Source organism: Nonomuraea sp. NPDC050310 (genome assembly GCF_040655795.1).
In the GTDB taxonomy this organism is placed as follows: Bacteria; Actinomycetota; Actinomycetes; order Streptosporangiales; family Streptosporangiaceae; genus Nonomuraea.
Map to the genome: position 1 here is coordinate 77,660 of NZ_JBFAKP010000001.1, position 18,651 is coordinate 96,310.

Below are 18,651 nucleotides of genomic sequence, written 5' to 3' on the forward strand. Positions count from 1 at the left end.
GTGTTCTACTCCCCCTTCTGAACGGGGACGAGTACGGCGACCAGCCGGAGCATTGGCTCGCCGTCGGTGGCAAGCTCCTCGATCAGTTCCTTGACCGCCGTCGCGGTCTTCCTGACCCGCTTCTCCGCCCGGGTGCGTATCCCGGTGAGCGTTAACTGCTCGAACCGCACCGCGTTCTCCTTCTCCCACACCGCAAGCCGTTCCGCGTACTCCTGCAGAGGCGCCATCAACCGGTCCTCTTCGGCGGTGCGCCGCCGGCGCATCTCAGCTCGGGCGGCGTCGATTGCGGCGGGCACTTGGGCCTGGAGCGCGGTGAGGTCACCGACGTCGCGCAGATGCATCTCACCGTTGACGTGCGCGTCGTGCAGGACCTGGACGAATTCACGGGGATCGAGGACGAACCCGGTCGGCAGTGCCCGGAACGCCATCCATGCCATGACGGTGGGCTTACCCTGCCGGTTGGAGTAGCGGCCGTTTACCAGGAAAACCGGCTCGGGGACGTCGGCCGCGATGACTGGTGCGGTCAGTCTGTGAGTCCCTGCGTTCTCCGCCGCGTTGCTCGCGAGCACCTTGTCGACGAGCCACTCGACCACTGGATGCTGATCGGTGAGGTAAGAGATGTCCGGCCATCCAGACTCCTGCGCCTTCTGCTCCTTGGTCGCCGCGCCTTTGCGCTTTGGCTTCTCGCCGCTGTTCTTCCGGGCGAGTTCCAGCCGACGCCGGCCGACATCTGCGGAGAACGTCAACGTCATCTTCGTGAGCACCTGGCGCTCGTCGAGATACGACTGGGGCAGTGCGCTAAGGCGGCGCTGCAAATCGGACAACCGGCAGGTGTCCCGATTCAGCTCAAACTCAAAGGTGTCCGGGTAGTCGGCGGGGTCCAACCAGGTCAGTCCGATGGTCGCGGACGGATCACCGTACGCCTCTGTGAAGGCGTCCTTCACGAACTCCTTCATAGAGGGGAAGAGCCGTGGCTGCCGCAGCACCTCGTCCTCGGACCATGAACTCGCGGCGCTGGCGTCCGCCGCGGCGGACCGAGCCGCGGCGAGGAAGATGTCGTTTTCGTCCGGCTCGTCGGGCGCGACGTCATCGATGTCCCGACCGGCCAGATAGGCCTTTTTGATGCTCTCGGCTTCGCGCTCCTCGTCGCGGAAGCCCATGAGGGCACCGGCCTCACCGAGCGTGCGGTGCGCGGCGTCCTCTTTCCTCGCCAGCGCCTTCGAGACGGTCTCGTCGGCCTCATGCGCCGGATCGGCCGACCGGTGGATCAACACCCTGATCTGCGGTGAGACCCGCTGGCCGTACCGATCAATCCGACCGTTGCGCTGCTCGATGGTGATCAGCGACCACGGGATGTCGTAGTGGACAAGGTTGTGGCACTGGCGGTGCAGGTTCACGCCCTCGGCTGCGATGTCGCTGGTTAGCAGGACGCGCACATCACTGTTCTCTAGGGCGAAGTCCTTCACGATGCGCTGTTGGGCGTCGTCGGACTGTCCGCCGTGCAGGATGCGGATCGGGCCAGTGACACCCTTCTCCTTGCCCGCCGCGGCAGGCTGCTCCAAGTGCAGCCTGCCGGGCAGCACCTCGTACAGCCAGTTGATGGTGGCCTTCCGCTCGGAAAAGATCACTACCCGCGTCGGTGACTTGGGCCCGACTCTAATCTCCTTCAGTTCCGTCACCAGCGCGGTCAGCTTCGCGGGATCGGGTCTGCCCTCCGCCGCCGCCTCGGCTCTGACCACCTCGGCAAGGGTCTGTAATCTTTCGAGTGCCTCACGTTCGAGGAGGTACTGGCCGGTGCGCCCTGGGTCCTTCTTGATCCGTTTCCCGACTTCCTTGATCCGCTCGTCGATGGTCGCGAGCAGTGCCGTGTGCGAGGAGAGGAACGCCTTGAGCAGCGTGATCGGGAAGAGCTGGCTGCCCTGCCCGGTGAGTGGAGCGGTCCGCCCATTGGGAGGGCTGATCCAGGTTCCGTACAGCTCATCGAGGACCGCTTCCTCCGCCTTGGTCGCCGGGCAGTTCACGAACTTCGGCTGGGCGCGCTTCGCCCACTCCGCGCCAATCTGTGCCGCGACGTCTGGGCTCATCTTGTGCCGCCGGACGTAGAGATGCTCCAGCTGTTCACGCGTCGCGCGCTGCTTCACGTCCACGATCGCCGTAGGGTCGATCAGACTGATGAGCTCATTGAAGGATTCGTCGTCACCGTTATGCGGGGTGGCCGAGGCCAAGATGAACGCGTGCGTGGTCGGGGCGAGCACCCGGGCGAGCTGGTTGTTCCGTGAGGTCTTGCTAATCAGCTTGTGCGACTCGTCCATGACGACGGCGTCCCACTCCACTCCGCGCAACTGCTCGCGATAGCGGGCACTCTTGAGCGTGTCAATCGAGGCAATGACCCGCTTGTAGTAGTCGAAGGGGTTGCGGCCGGCGGGCAGGCGCTGTTGCATCCGCGCGATCCCCGTTGAGTCCAGCGCGACCAGCGGGATCGCGAAGCGCGTCCACAGCTCGTGTTGGAACTGCTCCAGGATGTGCCGCGGGGTCACCACTAGGATTCGATCTCCGCGGCCGCGGCGGATCAGCTCGGAGAGGAGCAGACTGATCTCCAGGGTTTTGCCGAGCCCGACCGCGTCTGCGATGAGGAGACGAGGACGCAAGTTGGCGAAGGCGCGCTTCGACGGCTCCCGCTGGTAGAGCAGGTCGTCCACCAGATGGGACCCGACAGTGGCCAGCCTCTGTTCTCCCTGCGGGAGCGGCGTCTTGCGCAGCAGCGCCTCGATGAACAGACGAGAACGGCGGAAGCCCTCCGTGGAATCCTTGACGAGATAGGTGTGCTCGGGAAGGAGCGGCTTGATCCTGTCGAGTCCTTCCGCATGGAAGAAGATCGCGGTGTGGTCACGGACGAGCGGGGAGGTTCCGGTCACGACCAAGCGGGTCACCGGAGCGACGTCCTCTGGTCCGGGCAGCTCGTGGGCCTCGGTGACCAGCCATTCCTCACCACGGACCAGCACGGTCATCCCTGAAGCGAACCGCTGTCCGCCCATGGCCGTACCGTTATCCATCGATTCACCTGGCCTTTGACCCTTAATGATTTCCACCGCTAACTTCACGACCGTTCCAAGGCTGCTCAGCCTCCGTACTGGTCACGGCGGCGCTTCGCCGTACCATGCCATTGCCGCAGCCAGTCGCTGTCGTAGCTCTGCCGGGCTCGCCCCCCGCCAGAGCCGGAACCCGCACCAGAGCCACTGGAGACAAGAACTCCGCCGTCTGGGCCAGACGTACCACTGGTATCCAGCTGCACCCCGCCGTTTGTCGGCAACCCGAAAGGATTAGGCAGCACCGCGGAGGCCCACAGGTCTATGAGGTCACGATGGGCGGTGGGCAGAGGCGGTCCTGTCTCGGCGACCAGCGGGACGGCGAAATCTGTGAGCCGGTCCACCGCCTCCGTGAGCACTGCGGAGCAGCGGATCCTGTTCTCCGGATTGAACGCGAGGCACGCCTCGGTCATCTCATAAAGCTCGTCCGGCATCAGGTCCAGATCAGGTGACCATCCCTGACGGCGCTGGCCGTCCGTCACGTCGACGAACGGCGGACGGCCCGTGAGCGCGTACACCAGGACACCGCCCAGCGCAAAGACATCCGTCCGCTCGTCGGCATCGCGGGGGTCGATCAGCTGCTCCACCGCGGCGAACTGTCGGGAGCCGAAGAAAGGCGTGCCTGCTGTGGTGACGCCGGTCTCCCCTAGATAGCGGGAGATGCCGAAGTCGATGACGTGCAGGCCCTCCGGCCCGATGAGGATGTTCTGCGGTTTCAGGTCGCGGTGGACGATGCCCTTCGCGTGGATCTCGGTCAGCGCCTCGGCGAGCCCCGCGGCCAGCCACCATCCGCCGATCGAATCGATCGGACCGCAGCTGCGGATCAACGTGTACAGCGAGGGTGCCTGGACGTAACGGGTGGCAACCCACGGGGGATCGTCGTTTGCGCCAGCGTCCAGCAGCGCGGCCGTGTGTACGCCGCCCATGTCCCGGACGGCTTCGATCTCCCGGCGGAATCGGGCCAGCCAGGTCGGGGAGGAGGCGAGGTCCGTTTTGAAGATCTTGACAGCCGCAGCTCCCAAAACGTCAGGCCGGAATCCCAAAAAGACCGCACCGAAGCCGCCCCGCCCAAGAAAGTGCGTGAGCTGGAATCCACCGCATTCGCTTGGGTCCTCGGCCTGCAAGGGCTGCCAAGGATCCACTGGCGTACCCCCTCGCCTCGACCGCAGTCACTTTCGCTCACTCCGCGCACGGATATGTCACGCCTTCCGGGTGCTGAACATCATATGAGAGCAAATCGGTTCTGCGAACAAGTTCGACGGTCCGCTCCTGAAGAGCATGCATCTCGTTGGCAGCGGTATCGCAACTTCGCTGCGTGCCCCGGCCCATCCAAGGACGTCGGAATTACCATGTTTGATGCCTCGATGGAGGGTGTGTCCAGTAAACGTACAGTCCCTCGAGGGAAGCGCCGAACTTTGCGTCCGTGCAGGTAGAAGCGTTCTCGGCTGGTGGAACCTGCTCGAGCTCAGTGAGGCCTGTGGTTGAGGACTGTGAATGACAAACGTGACCCCTGGTTAACTGTGGGTTGTCTACGACAGACAATCAAGAGCAGGGGGCCGGGTCGCGTACCATCCTCCCGATCGACGTGCTCACCACCGAGAGCACGTCTACCACCCCCGACGCACTGACTGACCCGCTCCACCTGCCTGAAGGAGCGGACTGGTCCCAGTATCTCGCGCACGACTAGATCTGCCACGAGCGGCGACGTATCACCGGTGTTTCTGCTCGCCAACGTCGTAGATGACCTGGATGAGGACATCACGCAGGTGATAGGGCGAGGAGGAGTGCCTGTCGTAGGTGAGCCCCTTGTAGCAGGCTTGTCCAGATATCGCCGCTATACGGCCGAGCGGTTCCGATGAGGACATTTAGGGCGTGGCGGCTCTGGCCGCGACCGGCCGGAGAGCCGCAGCGCGGCCAGCGACCGCCCGACGCCCCGCAGGCCGCCGCAGGCGGGCTGCCTTGAAGACGTAAAGAAAGTTCTCATCGGCCGAATTGCGGCCTATGTGTCAGGTCTCATGATCTGCGTGACAGATCGTGCTCAGGACCTGTGTGACACTTCGCCGAGTGCTGGCGGAGTTGAGCGTGGTCGAGCAGCGGTACCAAGCCGTGCTGCAGGTGTCATCCGGGGCGAGCGTCACCGAGGTCGCCCGAAGGTTCGGAGTTCTCCCGCCAGACGGTGCACCGATGGCTGGGCCGCTACCGCGATCAGGGCCTGGACGGGCTGGCCGACCGCTCCTCTCGCCCGCACACTTCGCCGACCCGGTCCCCGGCCGCGGTGGAGGCACTGATCTGCGAGCTGCGGCGAAACCATCCTCGGTGGGGCGCCCGTCGGCTGTGTGGGAGCTGACCCGCCGGGCCTGCCCTGGGCCGATGCCATCCCGGGCAACGGTGCACCGGGTGCTCATCCGCCACGGCCTGGTGCAGCCCGTCTCCAGGGGCCGGCGGAGCGAGGACTACACGCGCTGGCAACGCTCGGCGCCGATGCAGCTGTGGCAGATGGACATCGTCGGCGGGATCCTGCTGGCCGACGGCACCGAATGCAAGATCGTCACCGGTATCGACGGCCACTCCTGTTACTGCGTGGCCGCCACCGTGGTGGCCCGTCCCACCGGCCGGGCCGTGTGCCTGGCCCTGGCCGACGCATTGGGCCGTTATGGATCCCCGATGAGCTGCTGACCGACAACGGCAAGCAGTTCACCGCCCGCTTCGGCCGCGGCGGAGAGGTGCTGTTCGACCGGATCTGCCGCGAAAACGGCATCACCCACAGGCTGACCCGCCCGCCTGCCGGCGGACCTGCGCGCCGCCGGAGCACTCCCCGCCCTTGAGGCAGAACCGAAGACCCTTCCCGAACCGGCAGTGGCATCGCTGCCGCCGCAACCACAAGCACCGGTAATTCCGTGCCGGCCTCGGGCAACCTGACCGTCTGCGGGCAGCAGTTCTGGCTCGGCACCCACCGCGCCGGCCTGACGCTCACACTGCGGGCCGACGCCGGCACCGTCGAGCTGCTGGCCGCCGGGGCCCGGATCAAGAAGGTGCCGTCCCGGCTCACCATCCAGCATCTGCGGCAGCTGATCGCCGAGGGCGGCACCCGCATCCAGACAGCCGCCGTACCGGCCCGCCCCGGCACCGGCGAGGCGGTTGAGGTGGAGCGGATCGTCAACGCCTCCGGCCTGGTCTCCCTCGGCGGCCGGCAATACCCGGTCGGCTCCCCGTTCGCCGGACGCCGGCTGACCGTCCGCCTGGAGGGCGCCCTGCTGCACCTGAGCGACGGGTCCACGCTGCTGCGCACCCTGCCCAACCCGCTCACCGAAGATGAGGCGGCCCGGCTGCGCGATGCCCGCCCCGCTGGGCCCGCGCCCCGACCGTCCACTGAACCGGTCCGGCGCTGCAGGGCCAGGCCGAGGTGATCGCGCGTGCAGCGGCGGGTCAGCAGCCGCGGCTGGATCGCCATCGCCGGGCAGCGCATCGGCGTCGGCATCGGCCACGCCGGAGCGACCGTGACCGTCGAAGCAGCCGACGGCACCCTCCGCATCGCCCACGCCGGCCAGGTCGTCGCCGAGGTCGCCCGCACCACCACCAAACCGATCGCCCGGTTCAAAGTCCGCAAGCCCCAGCGCTGACAGAAGATCACACCGGGCGTGCCACTACAGTCCGGCGGGATGCGCAGACAACCAGTCTGGGTGGCGATTCTTCAAGACGTCACGGTCGTGAACAGTGGGAGCGATGACGTCGGCTCCGCCGTCATAGGGGTGATAGAGCCACCGAAGATCCAAAGGAGCGATGATCACGTCGATGATCTCCTCGTCGGCCACACCCCGCAACAGCGGATCCAAAGCCTGCCGGTCGAAGGAGATCATGCTGGCATACAGCCTCACCGCGTCCTCGAACGGCGAGTCGCTGCCAGGCTCGATCGTCAACCATGGGACGGCGCCTGGATGGCGCGGATCGGGTGAGACCCTCCCCTCCTCATCTTCTAAGTAGACGGCGATCACGTAGAGGCCTTCCCATGCTCCGAGTTCGGCGAGCACCCGGTGATGACGATCAAGGATGATCTCGTACTCGTCTTCGGTCTCGGCATACCGCGTGGACCCGGGAAGGCTGTGGAAGCGGACCCAGCGGTCGGCATACCAGCCGCGGAGCTGATAGGCGATCGGGGTTCTGCCCCACCGCGTTCGCCACGCAGTGGTGAGCGACTCCACCTCGTCTTCCGTCACGATCATTCCCATCTGGAGAAGCAACGGCGGCCGGCCGTATCCTCAGCCGCAGAAGAACGATAGATCACCTAGCCGGAGTGTCACCCACCTCCTGAGCCGGATCTGTCACACGGGTCCTGAGACCTGACACGAATTGCGGCCTACTCTTCGGAGTCTTCCTGATCATCGTCCTGGGGCTCGATGTGCTCGGGCGGGCCGCCGGTCTTGGGGTCGGCGACGAAGGTGCCGATGTTCCGGACGGTGTAGACCAGGCCCTCGGCGATGAGGGCGTCAAGGACCTTCCGGGCGGTCCGGCGTGCGATCCCGAACTCCTCGGCCATCCGGGGCTCTCCAGGGATGGGATAGCCGGGCTTGTAGTCGCCGGCTCGAATGCGGCGGCGCATCTCGTCAAGGACTTGCTCTGACTTTGGCTGATCAGGCCGAAAGTGGATCACGTAAGTAACGATAGGAATCGACCGGTAGCCCCAGGTCAAGGGACGTACCGGCATGTACCGATAGTCAGAAGTATGGAAGGGTAGGAAGGCAGTTCTATAGTGGGTCCGTACTCGTCGACCAGGTCTCGGGGCGCGGCAGGAGGACGGCTTTGGCCAGAAAGTCAGCGGCCCCCACGTCATGTGGCAGCCTTCATGCCGCCCCTGCACAGGTCGGCTATGAGCCGGTGGAGTGGAGCCTGAGCGTTCCTCGGGCGGATCGGGTCCGGGTTCGGGCCTACACGTGCACCTGTCAATCGGTGGTCTATGAGCTGTGCGCATCTGCCGGGGCGGCGTTCGTCAGGCGGTATTGCCACGAGGGCGACACGGTCACCGTATGGGAGTCCGAGTGGGTGCGCTCCGCTGACGCTGAAGAGCTCTGGGCCGCGATTCTCAAAGGACTTGCCTGCTGACAACGGAGGATGCTTCATGCCTGGAGGCAACGCACAGCCAGCCGTACCGGATGTGGACGATGAGACCCGCGCGCCAACGCCCAACAATGAGGCCCTGCTCCTGCGGGTGTGCAGGCACTGCGGGCGTGGCCCTGGGGAAGCCACGGTGATCGCGACGGTGAATGAGTCGTCGATCACCGCGGAGCGCTGCGCCCGCAGTTATGCGTGTGAGCACGACGACGTCGAATGGACCTATGAACGGCCCTTCCCGAACGGGGCGCATTGCCGGTCCTGCTCGACGTGGTGGCGACTCGACCTCATCCCGGACGCGGTGGCTGCCCGGCTCCCTGGGGGCACTCCTCGCCGTGAGGACACCCGGCCGTCCGCAACCGGTCGTAGGCCGTCATGATCTCGTGCGCCGCCGCGTCGGGGCTCAGCCTGTCGGTGTGGATGCGGAGGTGGAAGAACCCCGCGTCACTGTTGGCCTCCAGGTCGGCGACGGTCTCGCTCCATGCGGCCAGGCGCTTGCCGGTGTCTGCGTCGCCGCGGGACCTCGACCGCTGCTCGGTGACTTCCTGGGGAATCCACAGCAGCACCCGTAACCATCCGTCCGGCTCTTGGCCGATGACCTTGCGTAGATCGGGGAGGTTGCCCATATGCACTACCGGCACGTAGCCGGCGGTTTGGCGGGCCTCGATCGCCTGACGGTCGACGGCGTAGACGTTGCCGTACCGGTGGCTCTCGACGAGGAGGCGGCCCGCATCTCGCAGCTTGGTCAACTGCTCGGCCGAGACGAACTCGTACCCCGCCGTCCGGCCGGTGCCGACCTTGAGCTTGGGCACCTGGACGAACCGCGGATCGGCCCTGCTGAGGGCGGCAGTGACAGTGTCCTTGCCACTGGCGGGCGGGCCGTACAGGACGATCCCGCGCACGCTCATGTCAGGATCCGCTTGAGCGATTCGCGGGTCTGGTCGGCGAGACTGATCGCCGCACCGAGCCGGTTGTCGATGGTGACGTGCGCGGTGGGCGGGCTGGTCTCCAGGTCGAGATTTTCCGCGTATTGCTGCCAGTTCTCCAGCTTCCACACATCGCGGGACGCTCCCCGGAACTCGATGTACTCGCGCATGGACTCCGGGTCGCAGCGGACCCAGATGGCGGCCACGTCGATGCCCTTGGCTGCGCACCGGTTCTCCAGGCGGGCGAACCAGCTCTCATCCTTCAACTCCGCGATGAACGGCGCGGAGAGGATGGTGGAGGTGCCGACATGGAGGTTGTCCCATGCGGTCTCCATCAGGCACCGATACTCCAGCGGCCGAACCTCCTTCAGGTACAGGTCCGTGTGCCGGTCGTTGGGGTCACCGCCGAGAGAGATGAGCAGCCGCTCGACTATGCAGCGGGTGAGCGAGTCCTTGTCCAGGAACGCCCAGCCGGTGACGTCGGAGAGAAATCGGGAGAACTCGGTCTTGCCTGATCCGGCGTACCCGCCGACCAGAACGAGAATGGGCTTGGGACTGCCTCCGCCGTGCCGTCGTCTCCAGGCGTCTACGACTCGATTCCGGAGTAGAGCCTGCGGTGAGTCTCCCGGTTCGATGCCGCCTACGGAGACCTTGGTGAACGCCTCCTCGATGACCTGAGCGGCGGCGCGGTCGGCTTCTGGGTCGGTTGGCGCTGGCAAATCAGAAATCACGATTTCCGCTTTCTGCGATTCACCGGGCAAGGGAGGACGAAAGCCAAGTTCAGGTTCGGTTGCCTGGTAAAGCAGGCAGTAAGCACGGCGGTAGTGCGGCCCTGGGAACACGGTCCCCTGCTCATGAGCCCAAAGGGTTTGGAAGTTGGCGGCGGGAACGCTCAGGCCGTGACGGCCGGCCGCCTGGCGCAGCCGCTCGCCTGCGGCCTCCAGGGTCAACCCGTGGGCTTCGCGATGTTCGCGCAGGCGGGAGGGGGTCCAGCCGGGTCGCTGGGTCGTCTTCATTGCATACCTTCGCCTTCACGCTTTGGGGGGTCGTGCGCGGGTGTGCGGTCGTGCATGTGAAAACGCATGTGTAAACGGTCGTTGAGACGGACTGAAGCAGCTTAACTAGACCCGCGTGATACCCGAAACCCTCAACTCGCGGTGAACTTGGGCCATCTCGAAAGGCGAGAGAACCGCAGAGTAAGGGCAACGGCTATGAAACTGGACAGAGCGCGAATCCTCCGGGAATTGGCCTCGATCCGGTCCGAGCTGGACGAGCTGGCCTGCCGGATCGGTGAGATCACTTCGGCCTTGGAAACACCGCCGCCTCCAGAGCAGCGAGCCGATCTCCGAGATCCTTGAGACTCTCCCGCATCTGCGCCAACTGGCTCAGGATCTCGCCGGTCTCATCGCTCGCCGCTGCCTCGGGGGCGGCGGCGGGGGTCTGGGCGGAAACGAACACGCCCTTACCTTGCTGGCCGATAACCAGTCCCTGTGTCCGGAGCACGCTGATCGCGGCCTTGACCACGCTGGCGGAGACGTCGAACCGCTCGCCCAGCTGGGCGATGGACGGCAGGGCCGTACCGGGGGCCAGTGATCCGGCGCGGATCTGCTCGCTCAGCTCGTCGACGATCTGCAAGTAGGCCGGTCGGCCGGTCTTCTCCACCATCGGTGCTCTCCTCTACTCGCCTCCAGTTCAGCACAGGCCGTCATCGAAACCAACCAAGCAGCCGAAGTATGCCTTGACAACTTAGAATACCAAGTGTTCCATGAGGTCTAAGAGGTCATCAAGCAAAGGAATCGATCATGCGCACCATCCCGATCCCCGTTGACACCAGCAAGCTTCAGATCACCTGCGTCAAGCCGCCCAAGCCGCGAATCGTCAACAAGGACACCGGCGAGATCAAGCGCGACAAGGACGGCAACGTCATGTACGAACTCACGCTGTTGATCGAGGACGAGTTCAACCGCATGGAGCTCGTCAAGGTCGCCACCACGCCCGAACCGTCCGTAATCGCCGGTGAGGAAACCGTCCCGATCGGCCTGGTCGGCTACGTCTGGGAGCAGGGCGGCCGGTGGGGCATCTCCTACCGAGCACAGGCCTTCGTCTCCGCCGGCGCGGCCAGGATGGCGGTCGAGAGATGATCGACCCCCATCACCCGCTCATCAAGATCCTCCTCGTTCTGCTGGCGTTGCTCGCCTGGCGGCGCTGGGCTCCCGTCTCGTACTGGTACGTCCTGGTCTTCCCGCGCAAAGTGATCTCGCTGCGCTGGACCTGGCGGCACGTCGCCTCCGGATGCGGACTGACCAAGAAGCGTCACCGCTGGTGGTTCACCACTGTTCCCGGCTTGGTTGCCTCCACCGGCGTCGTCCAGGTCAAGCGGCGCTTTCAGCGCGTGGCGGTTGACACCAAGCCCTGGATGGGTCTGCCCCGGCCGACCCGCAACGGCTTCCGCATCACCTTCCACCTTCTCGATGGTCAGATCCCCGACGATTACGCCAAAGTGTGCGAGCGGCTGGCGCATGCCTGGCGGATCGAGGCGGTTCGCGTGGTGGGCTCCCGGCCAGGCCGCGTCACCCTCCAAGGGATCACCAGCGACCCACTTACGCGCGTTGCAGCCGCCATGCCGCCGGCCGCACCTCCCGGCGGATGGCGCGCTGATGATCTGCTCCGGCCGATTGTCGGGGTACTGGAAACCGGCGCTGCCTGGCGGATGGACTTCAGGCTCATCCCGCACTGGATGAACGCCGGCGCGACCCAATCCGGCAAGTCCAACCTGATCAACGCGCTGCTTGTCGGCCTTGCGCCGCAACCGGTCGCCTTAGTCGGCTTCGACCTCAAGGGCGGCATGGAGCTGTCGGCCTACCAGGCACGACTGTCGGCACTGGCCACCACGCGCGGCGAATGTCTCGACCTGCTCAGCGACCTGATCGCGGTCATGGGGGCGCGGATGATGGCCTGCCGCCGCCACGGGGCACGGGACATCTGGCAACTCCCCGACAGCGCGCGGCCCATCCCGGTCGTGGTCCTGGTCGACGAGCTGGCCGAGCTGTTCCTGACTGCGGACAAGGCGGAGAAGGACCAGGTCACGCGTACGGCTACCGCCCTCCTGCGAATCGCCCAGCTCGGCCGTGCGCTCGGCATCCATCTCGTGCTGTCCGGCCAGCGGATCGGCTCAGACCTTGGCCCCGGTGTGACGGCGCTCCGCGCTCAGATCGGCGGTCGGGTCTGCCACCGGGTCAACGACCCGGAAACCGCCGTGATGACCCTCGGGGATCTCGACCCTGACGCGCTGGTGGCGGCCCGGTCGATCGCCCCTGAACTGCCCGGCGTGGCCGTCGTCACCGGGAGCGACGGCCGCTGGTCACGTGCCCGTTCCGGCTATGTGTCCGACTACGCGGCCGAGCAGGCGGCCCACACCTACGCCGAGCTCACCCCCTCCTGGGCGCAAGTTGCAGCCAGCGGCCTCGGTCACGAACTGCCCAACCCCTCCCACCACGCACTCAACCCCTGACGCGAGACGGAGATCGCGATGAGCACCACACCGCTGGCCCGTCTCGCCGACACCGTCCCCGTGCTGATCCTGGCCGTTATCGCCGGCGCCGGCAGTTTCACCCACATCCGGCAGACAGCCACCGAGCACGGTCAGACCGGTTGGATGGCCTGGGCCGTGGCCATCTGCATTGACCTGACCTGCGTGATGGCTGCCCGAGAACGGCAGCGAGACCGTAGGAACAGCCGAGAACGACACGGCTGGATCTCCTGGCCAACTGTCGTCCTGGTCGGCGGCATCACCCTCTCCCTGGCCGCAAACCTGGCCCAAGCCGCCCCCACCGCGTGGGGATGGATCACCGCCGCAACTCCCGCGGGCACGTTCTTGACCGCTGTCTCCATGATCGAGCGCCGCGCCTTCGAAAACGTCACCGCTCCGGTACGGCCGGCCGTACCGGAGCCAGAACAGAACGACGAGCCCGATCCCGACGCCCCCAGCCAGAACGACCGCGAGAACGACGAGAACGAGCGCTCTGCACCGGACGCACTCCTCGACTACGCACGCCGCTTCGCTGACGAACACCTGACCCGGCACGGCAAGCCCATCACCCGAGACGCACTGCGCTCACGGCTCGGCGTCTCCAGCCAGCTCGCCTCAGAGCTGCTGCGCACGCTGCGCGACACCACAACACCCAAAGGAGAACCGTCATGACCCCCGACCGCCGCACCACGATCATCGACGGACTGCTCGACTTGGCCGCACTCCTGGAGGCCAACCCCGACATTCCCGCACCCGTCTCCATCAACGTCCTGGTCTTCCCCCAGCACGACACCGACGAGGCCATGCGCGCCGAAGTCGATCGCGTCGCCGGCCGGCTCGGAACCGAGGTCAACCCCGGCGACCACTACCAGACGGCGCTCGACCTCGGCCGGGTCAGCTACAAGGTCGTCGCGATCAGCGCCGCCGCAACCGCTCGATACGCCGCCGAAGCCTCCTACTACGGCCACGTGGACCCTGCCTGAAAGGACTGATCACCATGCGTATCCGCATTGAGGGCACCGAGGCAGAGATCGCCTACGCTGTCGCCCGGCTCCGCGCAACCCTGCCCATCGGAACCGTCTCCAACATTGCCCCCGTCAGCGGCCGGCCCTACGCCCGATGCGTCTACCTCAACACCGCCCCCGCTCAACGCGAAGGCTGGTGGAGCAAATGACCCCGCTCCCACCACACGACCGCTGCTCCAGCTGCGGCGGAACCGGCGTAGCAGGAGAAGGAGGCACCTGCCTCGACTGCGACGGCCAAGGCTTCTGCTGAACCCCAGCGCCCCCGGCGTGACCACACATCCGCCAAGACGTCCGTCACGTCGGGGGCCATCCCGCACCGAACCTCACAGCCCGGAAGGGACCTCCCCATCATGCCAACCTCCGCCGTGGCTGCCGAGATCATCGCTCGGCTCCGCGATCCCCAATTCGGCCGCTGGGCCGGCCAAATCCGCCGCACCGGCGGCTGCCGACAGCCCATCCACATGCGCGGCCACGTCCTGTACATCGACCCCGCCACCGGCAAGCGCATCCACAGCTACACCACCGCCACCGAGCCCTACGGAACCCTGCGACTGCCCTGCAAGACCCGCCGCGCCTCCCGCTGCCCCTCCTGCGCCGAGACCTACCGCGCCGACACCTACCAGCTCATCCGTGCGGGCCTGGCCGGCGGTAAGGGCGTTCCCACCTCCGTCACCACTCACCCCGCGCTCTTCGTGACCCTCACCGCCCCCAGCTTTGGCAGCGTCCACACCCGTCGCCAACGCCACGGCAAGCTGCTGCCCTGCCGCCCTCGCCGCAACGCCCAGTCCTGCCCGCACGGGCGCTCCACCACCTGCTCAACGCGCCACAGCATCAACGACCCCCGCCTCGGCGAACCACTGTGCCCCGACTGCTACAACTACTCGGCCGCCGTCCTGTTCAACGCCATCGCCCCCGAGCTCTGGCGCCGCTTCACCGAAGCCCTGCGCCGCCGCTTCGCCAAAACCGCAGGGCTGACCCTCCGCGAACTGCGCGACCACGTCCGCATCTCCTTCGCCAAAGTCGCCGAATACCAGCGCCGCGGCGTCGTGCACTTCCACGCCGTCATCCGCCTCGACGGGCCAGACGGCCCAACCACGCCGCCCCCGCCCTGGGCGACGGCCGATGCGCTCGCCGATGCCGTACAGCATGCGGCCGGCGCCGTCTCGGTCATCATCCCCACCGTCGTCCGCCCCTTCCGCTGGGGCCGACAGCTCGACATACGCCCGATCACCACAACCGGAGACCTGACCGAGCAGGCGGTCGCCAGCTACATCGCCAAGTACGCCACCAAAGCCTCCGAATGCGTCGGCACCCTCGACCGACGTATCAGTCCCGCAGAAGACCTAACCGCGCTGCCCATCCGCAACCACGCAAGACGCCTCATCGCCGAATGCATGCGCCTCGGCCAGCTCGACGACCTGGCAGACCTCCGGCTCATCCAATGGGCGCACATGCTCGGCTTCCGCGGCCACTTCGCCACCAAATCCCGCGCCTACTCCCTCACCAGGAAAGACCTCCACACGCAGCGCATCGACCACGAGCGTGCCGAAGCCATCACCACCGGCCGCCTCCCACTGTTCGACCACGACACGGTGCTCGTGATCTCGCATTGGGTCTACGTCGGCAAGGGCCTCTCCAGGGCCGACCAGATCATCGCCGCGGCCTTATCGGGAGGTTCTGGATGACCAGCACCCCACCCCGAATGTGGAGCGTCGACGACGTCGCCACGTTTCTTGGAATTCCTGTGGCGACTCTCTACCAATGGCGCCACCACCGCACTGGTCCGCGTGGCCGCAAGATCGGCCGCCATCTCAGATACCTCCCCGCTGACGTCTTGGCCTGGGTCAACGAGCAGGAGTAGAGCAATGGCATATGTAAAAGATCTCTGGACCAAGACCATCCGCCACGCGGACGGCCGAACCGAGAAGGCAAGAACTACGCGGTACGGCAGAGGCAAACGCTGGCTGGCCGTCTGGCTCGACCCCAACGGTAAGGAGGTCTCGGAAGCCTTCCAGCGCAAGACAGACGCTGACAAGAGGGCCGACGAGATGCGGACGGACGTCATCCGCGGTGAGTACGTCGATCCTCATGCCGGAAAGATCCTCTTCGGGGAAGTGGCGGCGCGCTGGCTGGGCTCTCGCGTCGTCGACCCTTCGACGAAGATCCGCTACGAGTACATCCATCGCCTGCACGTTGCCCCCGTGTTCGACAAGCGCCAAGTGAAGAGCATCAAACCTTCACAGATCCAGGCTTGGATCAGCGATCTGAGCAGCCGCTTCGAGACGTCGACGGTCTACACGGCCTTCCTCGTCCTCCAGGGCACGCTGAGTCTCGCGGTGGCTGACGAGGCAATCAAGCGCAGCCCCGCCAAGTCGCCCATCGTCCAAGTCCCCAAGCGAACCACTGAGGAAATCATCGCCTGGTCAGATCAGCGCGTTCTGGCGGTGATCGACGCCCACAGCGAGCTCTTCCGGCTCCTGCCGATCATCGGTGCCGCATGCGGACTCCGCCAGGGGGAGCTGTTCGGCCTGGCCCTGGAGGATATCGACTTCGACGAGGGCCTCGTCCGAGTCCGCCGGCAACTCAAGCGCCTCGGCTCGAAGTTCGTGTTCGCCCTGCCCAAGAACGACAAGGAGCGCATCGTTCCCCTGCCGGACTGGGCGGCTGCTGCCGTTCGCGCACACGTGGCGAAGTTCCCGCCCTTACCTTGCACCCTCCCCTGGGAGAAGCTGACCGGCACTCCGCGCACCTGCAACCTGCTCTTCCGCTGGACAGATGATCGCTACATCCGCTCACGCGGCTACAGCGAACTCGTCTGGAAACCCGCACTCGTCAAGGCCGGGGTCATCCCACCTCCAGCGCAGGACGCCCGCAAGCGAGCGCGCTACACCACGACGAGGAAGGAGGGCCTCCACCAGTTACGGCACTACTACGCCAGCGTCATGCTGACCGGGGGAGTGTCAGTCAAGGAACTCGCCGAGTATCTAGGCCACGCCGACCCCGGCTTCACGCTCCGCGTTTACGCCCACATGATGCCCGGCTCCCACGACCGTGCCCGCAAAGCCATCGACAAGCGACTTTTCCACCCCAGGAAGATCGAGTCCGCCTAACCTGCCAGCAAGATCTCAAACGAGCGGACCACGTCAGTGACGACGTGGTCCGCTTCGTGCTTCCACCCTGGCCACGCGCCCCGATCAACCCAGACCGTCCGCAACCCCACCGCGGAAGCCCCCTCGATGTCCGCAGTGAGGTTGTCGCCAACCATCCAGCCACCGCCGGCCAGCTCCATCCCGCACCGCTGCGCAGCGATCTCAAAAAGCCTGGCGTCCGGCTTGCGCACACCCTCCAACCCGGACAGCGCGTAAGCGTCGACAGCATCGATCAAGCCAGTCTCACGGATCTTGCCGAGCTGGTTGTCCGCCGTTCCGTTGGTGACGATCGCCACCTTCCACCCAGCCTCCCGCAGCCGGGCCAACCCGTCGAAAACCTCGGGGCGCACACGCACGAGGTGTGGCATCCGCCGGCGATACCCAGCCCACAGCTCCGAGACGGAGTCAGGGAGCCCAAACCGCACCCGCACCTGGCCGAAGAACGCTTCCCGATGTGGGTGTCCGTCACGGTCGAGCGAGATCAGGAACGCAGCCGCCTCCGGCCCCAATCCATAGACAGCCGCGAACTCCTCGGCCCACACGGCGAACGCCGCATCCAGATCCAGAAGCGTGTTGTCGAGATCGAAGAGCGCGAGCCGCTGCACAGAATGGGATCCTAGGCGTCCCACGGAACACCGACGGAACAGAGTGCTGCCACCCAACGGCGCCCAGACAGCCCAAGCGCCGTTCCCGCAGCTCTACAGGTGCCTAGAGATAACCAAGCGCTGGATCTGGTTGGTGCCCTCGAAGATCTGCATGATCTTCGCCTCCCGCATATACCGCTCAACAGGAAACTCCCGCGTATACCCATACCCCCCGAACACCTGCACCGCATCGGTGGTCACCTTCATGGCCGCGTCGGTGGCCACCAGCTTCGCGATGCTGGCCTGCCGCGTATAAGGCACCCCAGCGTCCCGCCGACGAGCCGCGTCGAGGTAGACGGCCCGCGCCGACTCCACGGAAGCGGCCATGTCCGCGAGCAGGAACCCAAGCCCCTGGTGGTCGATGATCCGCCGGCCGAAGGTGGTCCGCTCCTTGGCGTAAGCCACAGCCGCGTCGAGGGCAGCCTGGGCCAGGCCGGTGGCACAGGCGGCGATGCCGAGGCGGCCGGAGTCAAGGGCGCTGAAGGCGATGCGCAGCCCCTGCCCCTCCTCGCCGATGAGGCGGTCGTGTTCGAGGACGGCGCCGTCCCAGAAGGCGCTGGTGGTGGGGACGGCGTGCAGGCCCATCTTCTCCTCGGGCTTGCCGAAGGTCAGGCCGGGCGCGGAGCCGGGGGCGAGGAAGCAGGAGACACCGGAGGGGGTCCGGGCGAAGAGGGCGTAGAAGTCGGCGATGCCGCCGTGGGTGATCCACGCCTTGTTGCCGAAGATCTGGTAGCCGCCCTCGACCGGCACGGCCTTGCAGGTGAGGGCGTTGGCGTCGGATCCGGCCTGGGGTTCTGAGAGGCTGTAGCCGCCGACGAGGTCGCCGCTGAGCAGGGTGGGGAGCACCTCGGCGCGCTGCTCGGGGGTGCCGAAGGTGGCCACGGGGTAGCAGGCGAGGGTGTGCACGCTCACCGCGACCGCGACCGCGGCCCACCGCGCGGCGAGTTCTTCCAGCATCTGCAGGTAGACCTCGTACGGCTGGCCGCCCCCGCCCTGCTCCTCGGGGTAGGGCAGGCTGAGCAGCCCGGCGGCGCCGAGGGTGCGGAAGAGGCCGGTGGGGTAGGTCTCGTTGCGCTCGTGCTCCTCGACCCGGGTGGCGAGTTCCTTGTCGGCCAGGTCGCGGACGAGGTCGAGCAGGTCGCGGGCCTCCTGGGTGGGCAGCAGGCGGTCGACGGCCATGGTGTCT

The 18,651-nt window shown here is 66.3% G+C and carries 20 protein-coding genes and 2 pseudogenes; 13 read left to right on the forward strand and 9 right to left on the reverse strand.

The features are described from left to right. Positions 1 to 5: 5 nt before the first annotated feature. The gene (locus tag AB0I67_RS00370; RefSeq protein ID WP_357915209.1) at positions 6 to 3,008 is read right to left on the reverse strand and encodes a helicase-related protein; all 3,003 of its coding nucleotides are present in this window, start codon (positions 3,006 to 3,008) and stop codon (positions 6 to 8) included. A 110-nt stretch (positions 3,009 to 3,118) separates the two neighbouring features. Further along, positions 3,119 to 4,228: a serine/threonine-protein kinase gene (locus AB0I67_RS00375; protein ID WP_357915212.1), complete on the reverse strand. Its 1,110-nt coding sequence runs from the start codon at positions 4,226 to 4,228 to the stop codon at positions 3,119 to 3,121. 1,031 nt (positions 4,229 to 5,259) lie between these two features. Between AB0I67_RS00375 and AB0I67_RS00380 the strand changes: the two are divergent. The 5 genes and pseudogenes from AB0I67_RS00380 to AB0I67_RS00400 all read left to right on the forward strand — a co-directional run. After that, positions 5,260 to 5,433: pseudogene (locus AB0I67_RS00380) on the forward strand (helix-turn-helix domain-containing protein); the annotation flags it as partial. Between the two features lie 23 nt (positions 5,434 to 5,456). Beyond that, entirely contained in the window at positions 5,457 to 5,762 is a 306-nt protein-coding gene (locus tag AB0I67_RS00385; RefSeq protein WP_357915215.1) for a hypothetical protein, read from the forward strand. Beyond that, a pseudogene (locus AB0I67_RS00390) lies at positions 5,756 to 5,866 on the forward strand (IS481 family transposase); the annotation flags it as partial. The gene AB0I67_RS00385 and the pseudogene AB0I67_RS00390, both read left to right, overlap by 7 nt. A 117-nt stretch (positions 5,867 to 5,983) precedes the next feature. After that, positions 5,984 to 6,493 (forward strand): hypothetical protein, encoded by a 510-nt coding sequence (locus AB0I67_RS00395; protein ID WP_357915218.1) that lies wholly within the window; start codon positions 5,984 to 5,986, stop codon positions 6,491 to 6,493. Positions 6,494 to 6,499: 6 nt separating this feature from the next. After that, the gene (locus AB0I67_RS00400) at positions 6,500 to 6,706 is read left to right on the forward strand and encodes a hypothetical protein (RefSeq protein WP_357915221.1); all 207 of its coding nucleotides are present in this window, start codon (positions 6,500 to 6,502) and stop codon (positions 6,704 to 6,706) included. Positions 6,707 to 6,730: 24 nt separating this feature from the next. Here AB0I67_RS00400 and AB0I67_RS00405 read toward each other — a convergent pair whose 3' ends face one another. The 5 genes from AB0I67_RS00405 to AB0I67_RS00425 all read right to left on the reverse strand — a co-directional run bounded on the left by AB0I67_RS00405 (position 6,731) and on the right by AB0I67_RS00425 (position 10,783). After that, complete coding sequence (locus AB0I67_RS00405) at positions 6,731 to 7,300, reverse strand: hypothetical protein (RefSeq protein WP_357915224.1); 570 nt, start codon at positions 7,298 to 7,300, stop codon at positions 6,731 to 6,733. 140 nt (positions 7,301 to 7,440) lie between these two features. Continuing rightward, a complete protein-coding gene (locus AB0I67_RS00410; RefSeq protein WP_357915227.1) occupies positions 7,441 to 8,052 on the reverse strand; it encodes a winged helix-turn-helix domain-containing protein in 612 nt (203 codons plus the stop codon). 427 nt (positions 8,053 to 8,479) lie between these two features. After that, positions 8,480 to 9,100, reverse strand: a complete 621-nt coding sequence (locus tag AB0I67_RS00415; RefSeq protein ID WP_357915230.1) for a guanylate kinase — start codon at positions 9,098 to 9,100, stop codon at positions 8,480 to 8,482. Further along, positions 9,097 to 10,134, reverse strand: a complete 1,038-nt coding sequence (locus AB0I67_RS00420) for an AAA family ATPase (RefSeq protein ID WP_357915233.1) — start codon at positions 10,132 to 10,134, stop codon at positions 9,097 to 9,099. The genes AB0I67_RS00415 and AB0I67_RS00420 overlap by 4 nt, the downstream gene beginning before the upstream one ends. A 280-nt stretch (positions 10,135 to 10,414) precedes the next feature. Further along, a complete protein-coding gene (locus tag AB0I67_RS00425; RefSeq protein WP_357915236.1) occupies positions 10,415 to 10,783 on the reverse strand; it encodes a winged helix-turn-helix domain-containing protein in 369 nt (122 codons plus the stop codon). A gap of 137 nt (positions 10,784 to 10,920) precedes the next feature. Here AB0I67_RS00425 and AB0I67_RS00430 point away from each other — a divergent pair, with 137 nt between their 5' ends. From AB0I67_RS00430 to AB0I67_RS00465, 8 genes are all read left to right on the forward strand, one after another. Then, a complete protein-coding gene (locus AB0I67_RS00430) occupies positions 10,921 to 11,259 on the forward strand; it encodes a hypothetical protein (protein WP_357915239.1) in 339 nt (112 codons plus the stop codon). Then, positions 11,256 to 12,629, forward strand: coding sequence for an FtsK/SpoIIIE domain-containing protein (locus AB0I67_RS00435; RefSeq protein WP_357915242.1), 1,374 nt, complete (start codon positions 11,256 to 11,258; stop codon positions 12,627 to 12,629). Before AB0I67_RS00430 ends, AB0I67_RS00435 begins: the two co-directional genes overlap by 4 nt. An 18-nt stretch (positions 12,630 to 12,647) precedes the next feature. Further along, a complete protein-coding gene (locus AB0I67_RS00440) occupies positions 12,648 to 13,319 on the forward strand; it encodes a DUF2637 domain-containing protein (protein ID WP_357915245.1) in 672 nt (223 codons plus the stop codon). Beyond that, positions 13,316 to 13,630 carry a hypothetical protein gene (locus tag AB0I67_RS00445; protein WP_357915248.1) on the forward strand — a complete coding sequence of 105 codons (315 nt, stop codon included), beginning with the start codon at positions 13,316 to 13,318 and terminating at the stop codon, positions 13,628 to 13,630. The genes AB0I67_RS00440 and AB0I67_RS00445 overlap by 4 nt, the downstream gene beginning before the upstream one ends. Before the next feature lie 14 nt (positions 13,631 to 13,644). Continuing rightward, a complete protein-coding gene (locus AB0I67_RS00450) occupies positions 13,645 to 13,821 on the forward strand; it encodes a hypothetical protein (protein ID WP_357915251.1) in 177 nt (58 codons plus the stop codon). 216 nt (positions 13,822 to 14,037) lie between these two features. Further along, positions 14,038 to 15,357 carry a replication initiator gene (locus AB0I67_RS00455; RefSeq protein ID WP_357915254.1) on the forward strand — a complete coding sequence of 440 codons (1,320 nt, stop codon included), beginning with the start codon at positions 14,038 to 14,040 and terminating at the stop codon, positions 15,355 to 15,357. 17 nt (positions 15,358 to 15,374) lie between these two features. Then, positions 15,375 to 15,533, forward strand: coding sequence for a helix-turn-helix domain-containing protein (locus tag AB0I67_RS00460; RefSeq protein WP_357918314.1), 159 nt, complete (start codon positions 15,375 to 15,377; stop codon positions 15,531 to 15,533). Positions 15,534 to 15,537: 4 nt separating this feature from the next. Next, on the forward strand, positions 15,538 to 16,782 hold the full coding sequence (locus AB0I67_RS00465; protein ID WP_357915257.1) for a site-specific integrase: 1,245 nt from the start codon (positions 15,538 to 15,540) through the stop codon (positions 16,780 to 16,782). Here AB0I67_RS00465 and AB0I67_RS00470 read toward each other — a convergent pair. Beyond that, on the reverse strand, positions 16,779 to 17,426 hold the full coding sequence (locus AB0I67_RS00470; RefSeq protein WP_357915260.1) for an HAD family hydrolase: 648 nt from the start codon (positions 17,424 to 17,426) through the stop codon (positions 16,779 to 16,781). The two genes, AB0I67_RS00465 and AB0I67_RS00470, sit on opposite strands and share 4 nt — an antisense overlap. 93 nt (positions 17,427 to 17,519) lie before the next feature. Next, positions 17,520 to 18,644, reverse strand: coding sequence for an acyl-CoA dehydrogenase family protein (locus AB0I67_RS00475; RefSeq protein ID WP_357915263.1), 1,125 nt, complete (start codon positions 18,642 to 18,644; stop codon positions 17,520 to 17,522). Positions 18,645 to 18,651: the final 7 nt, after the last annotated feature.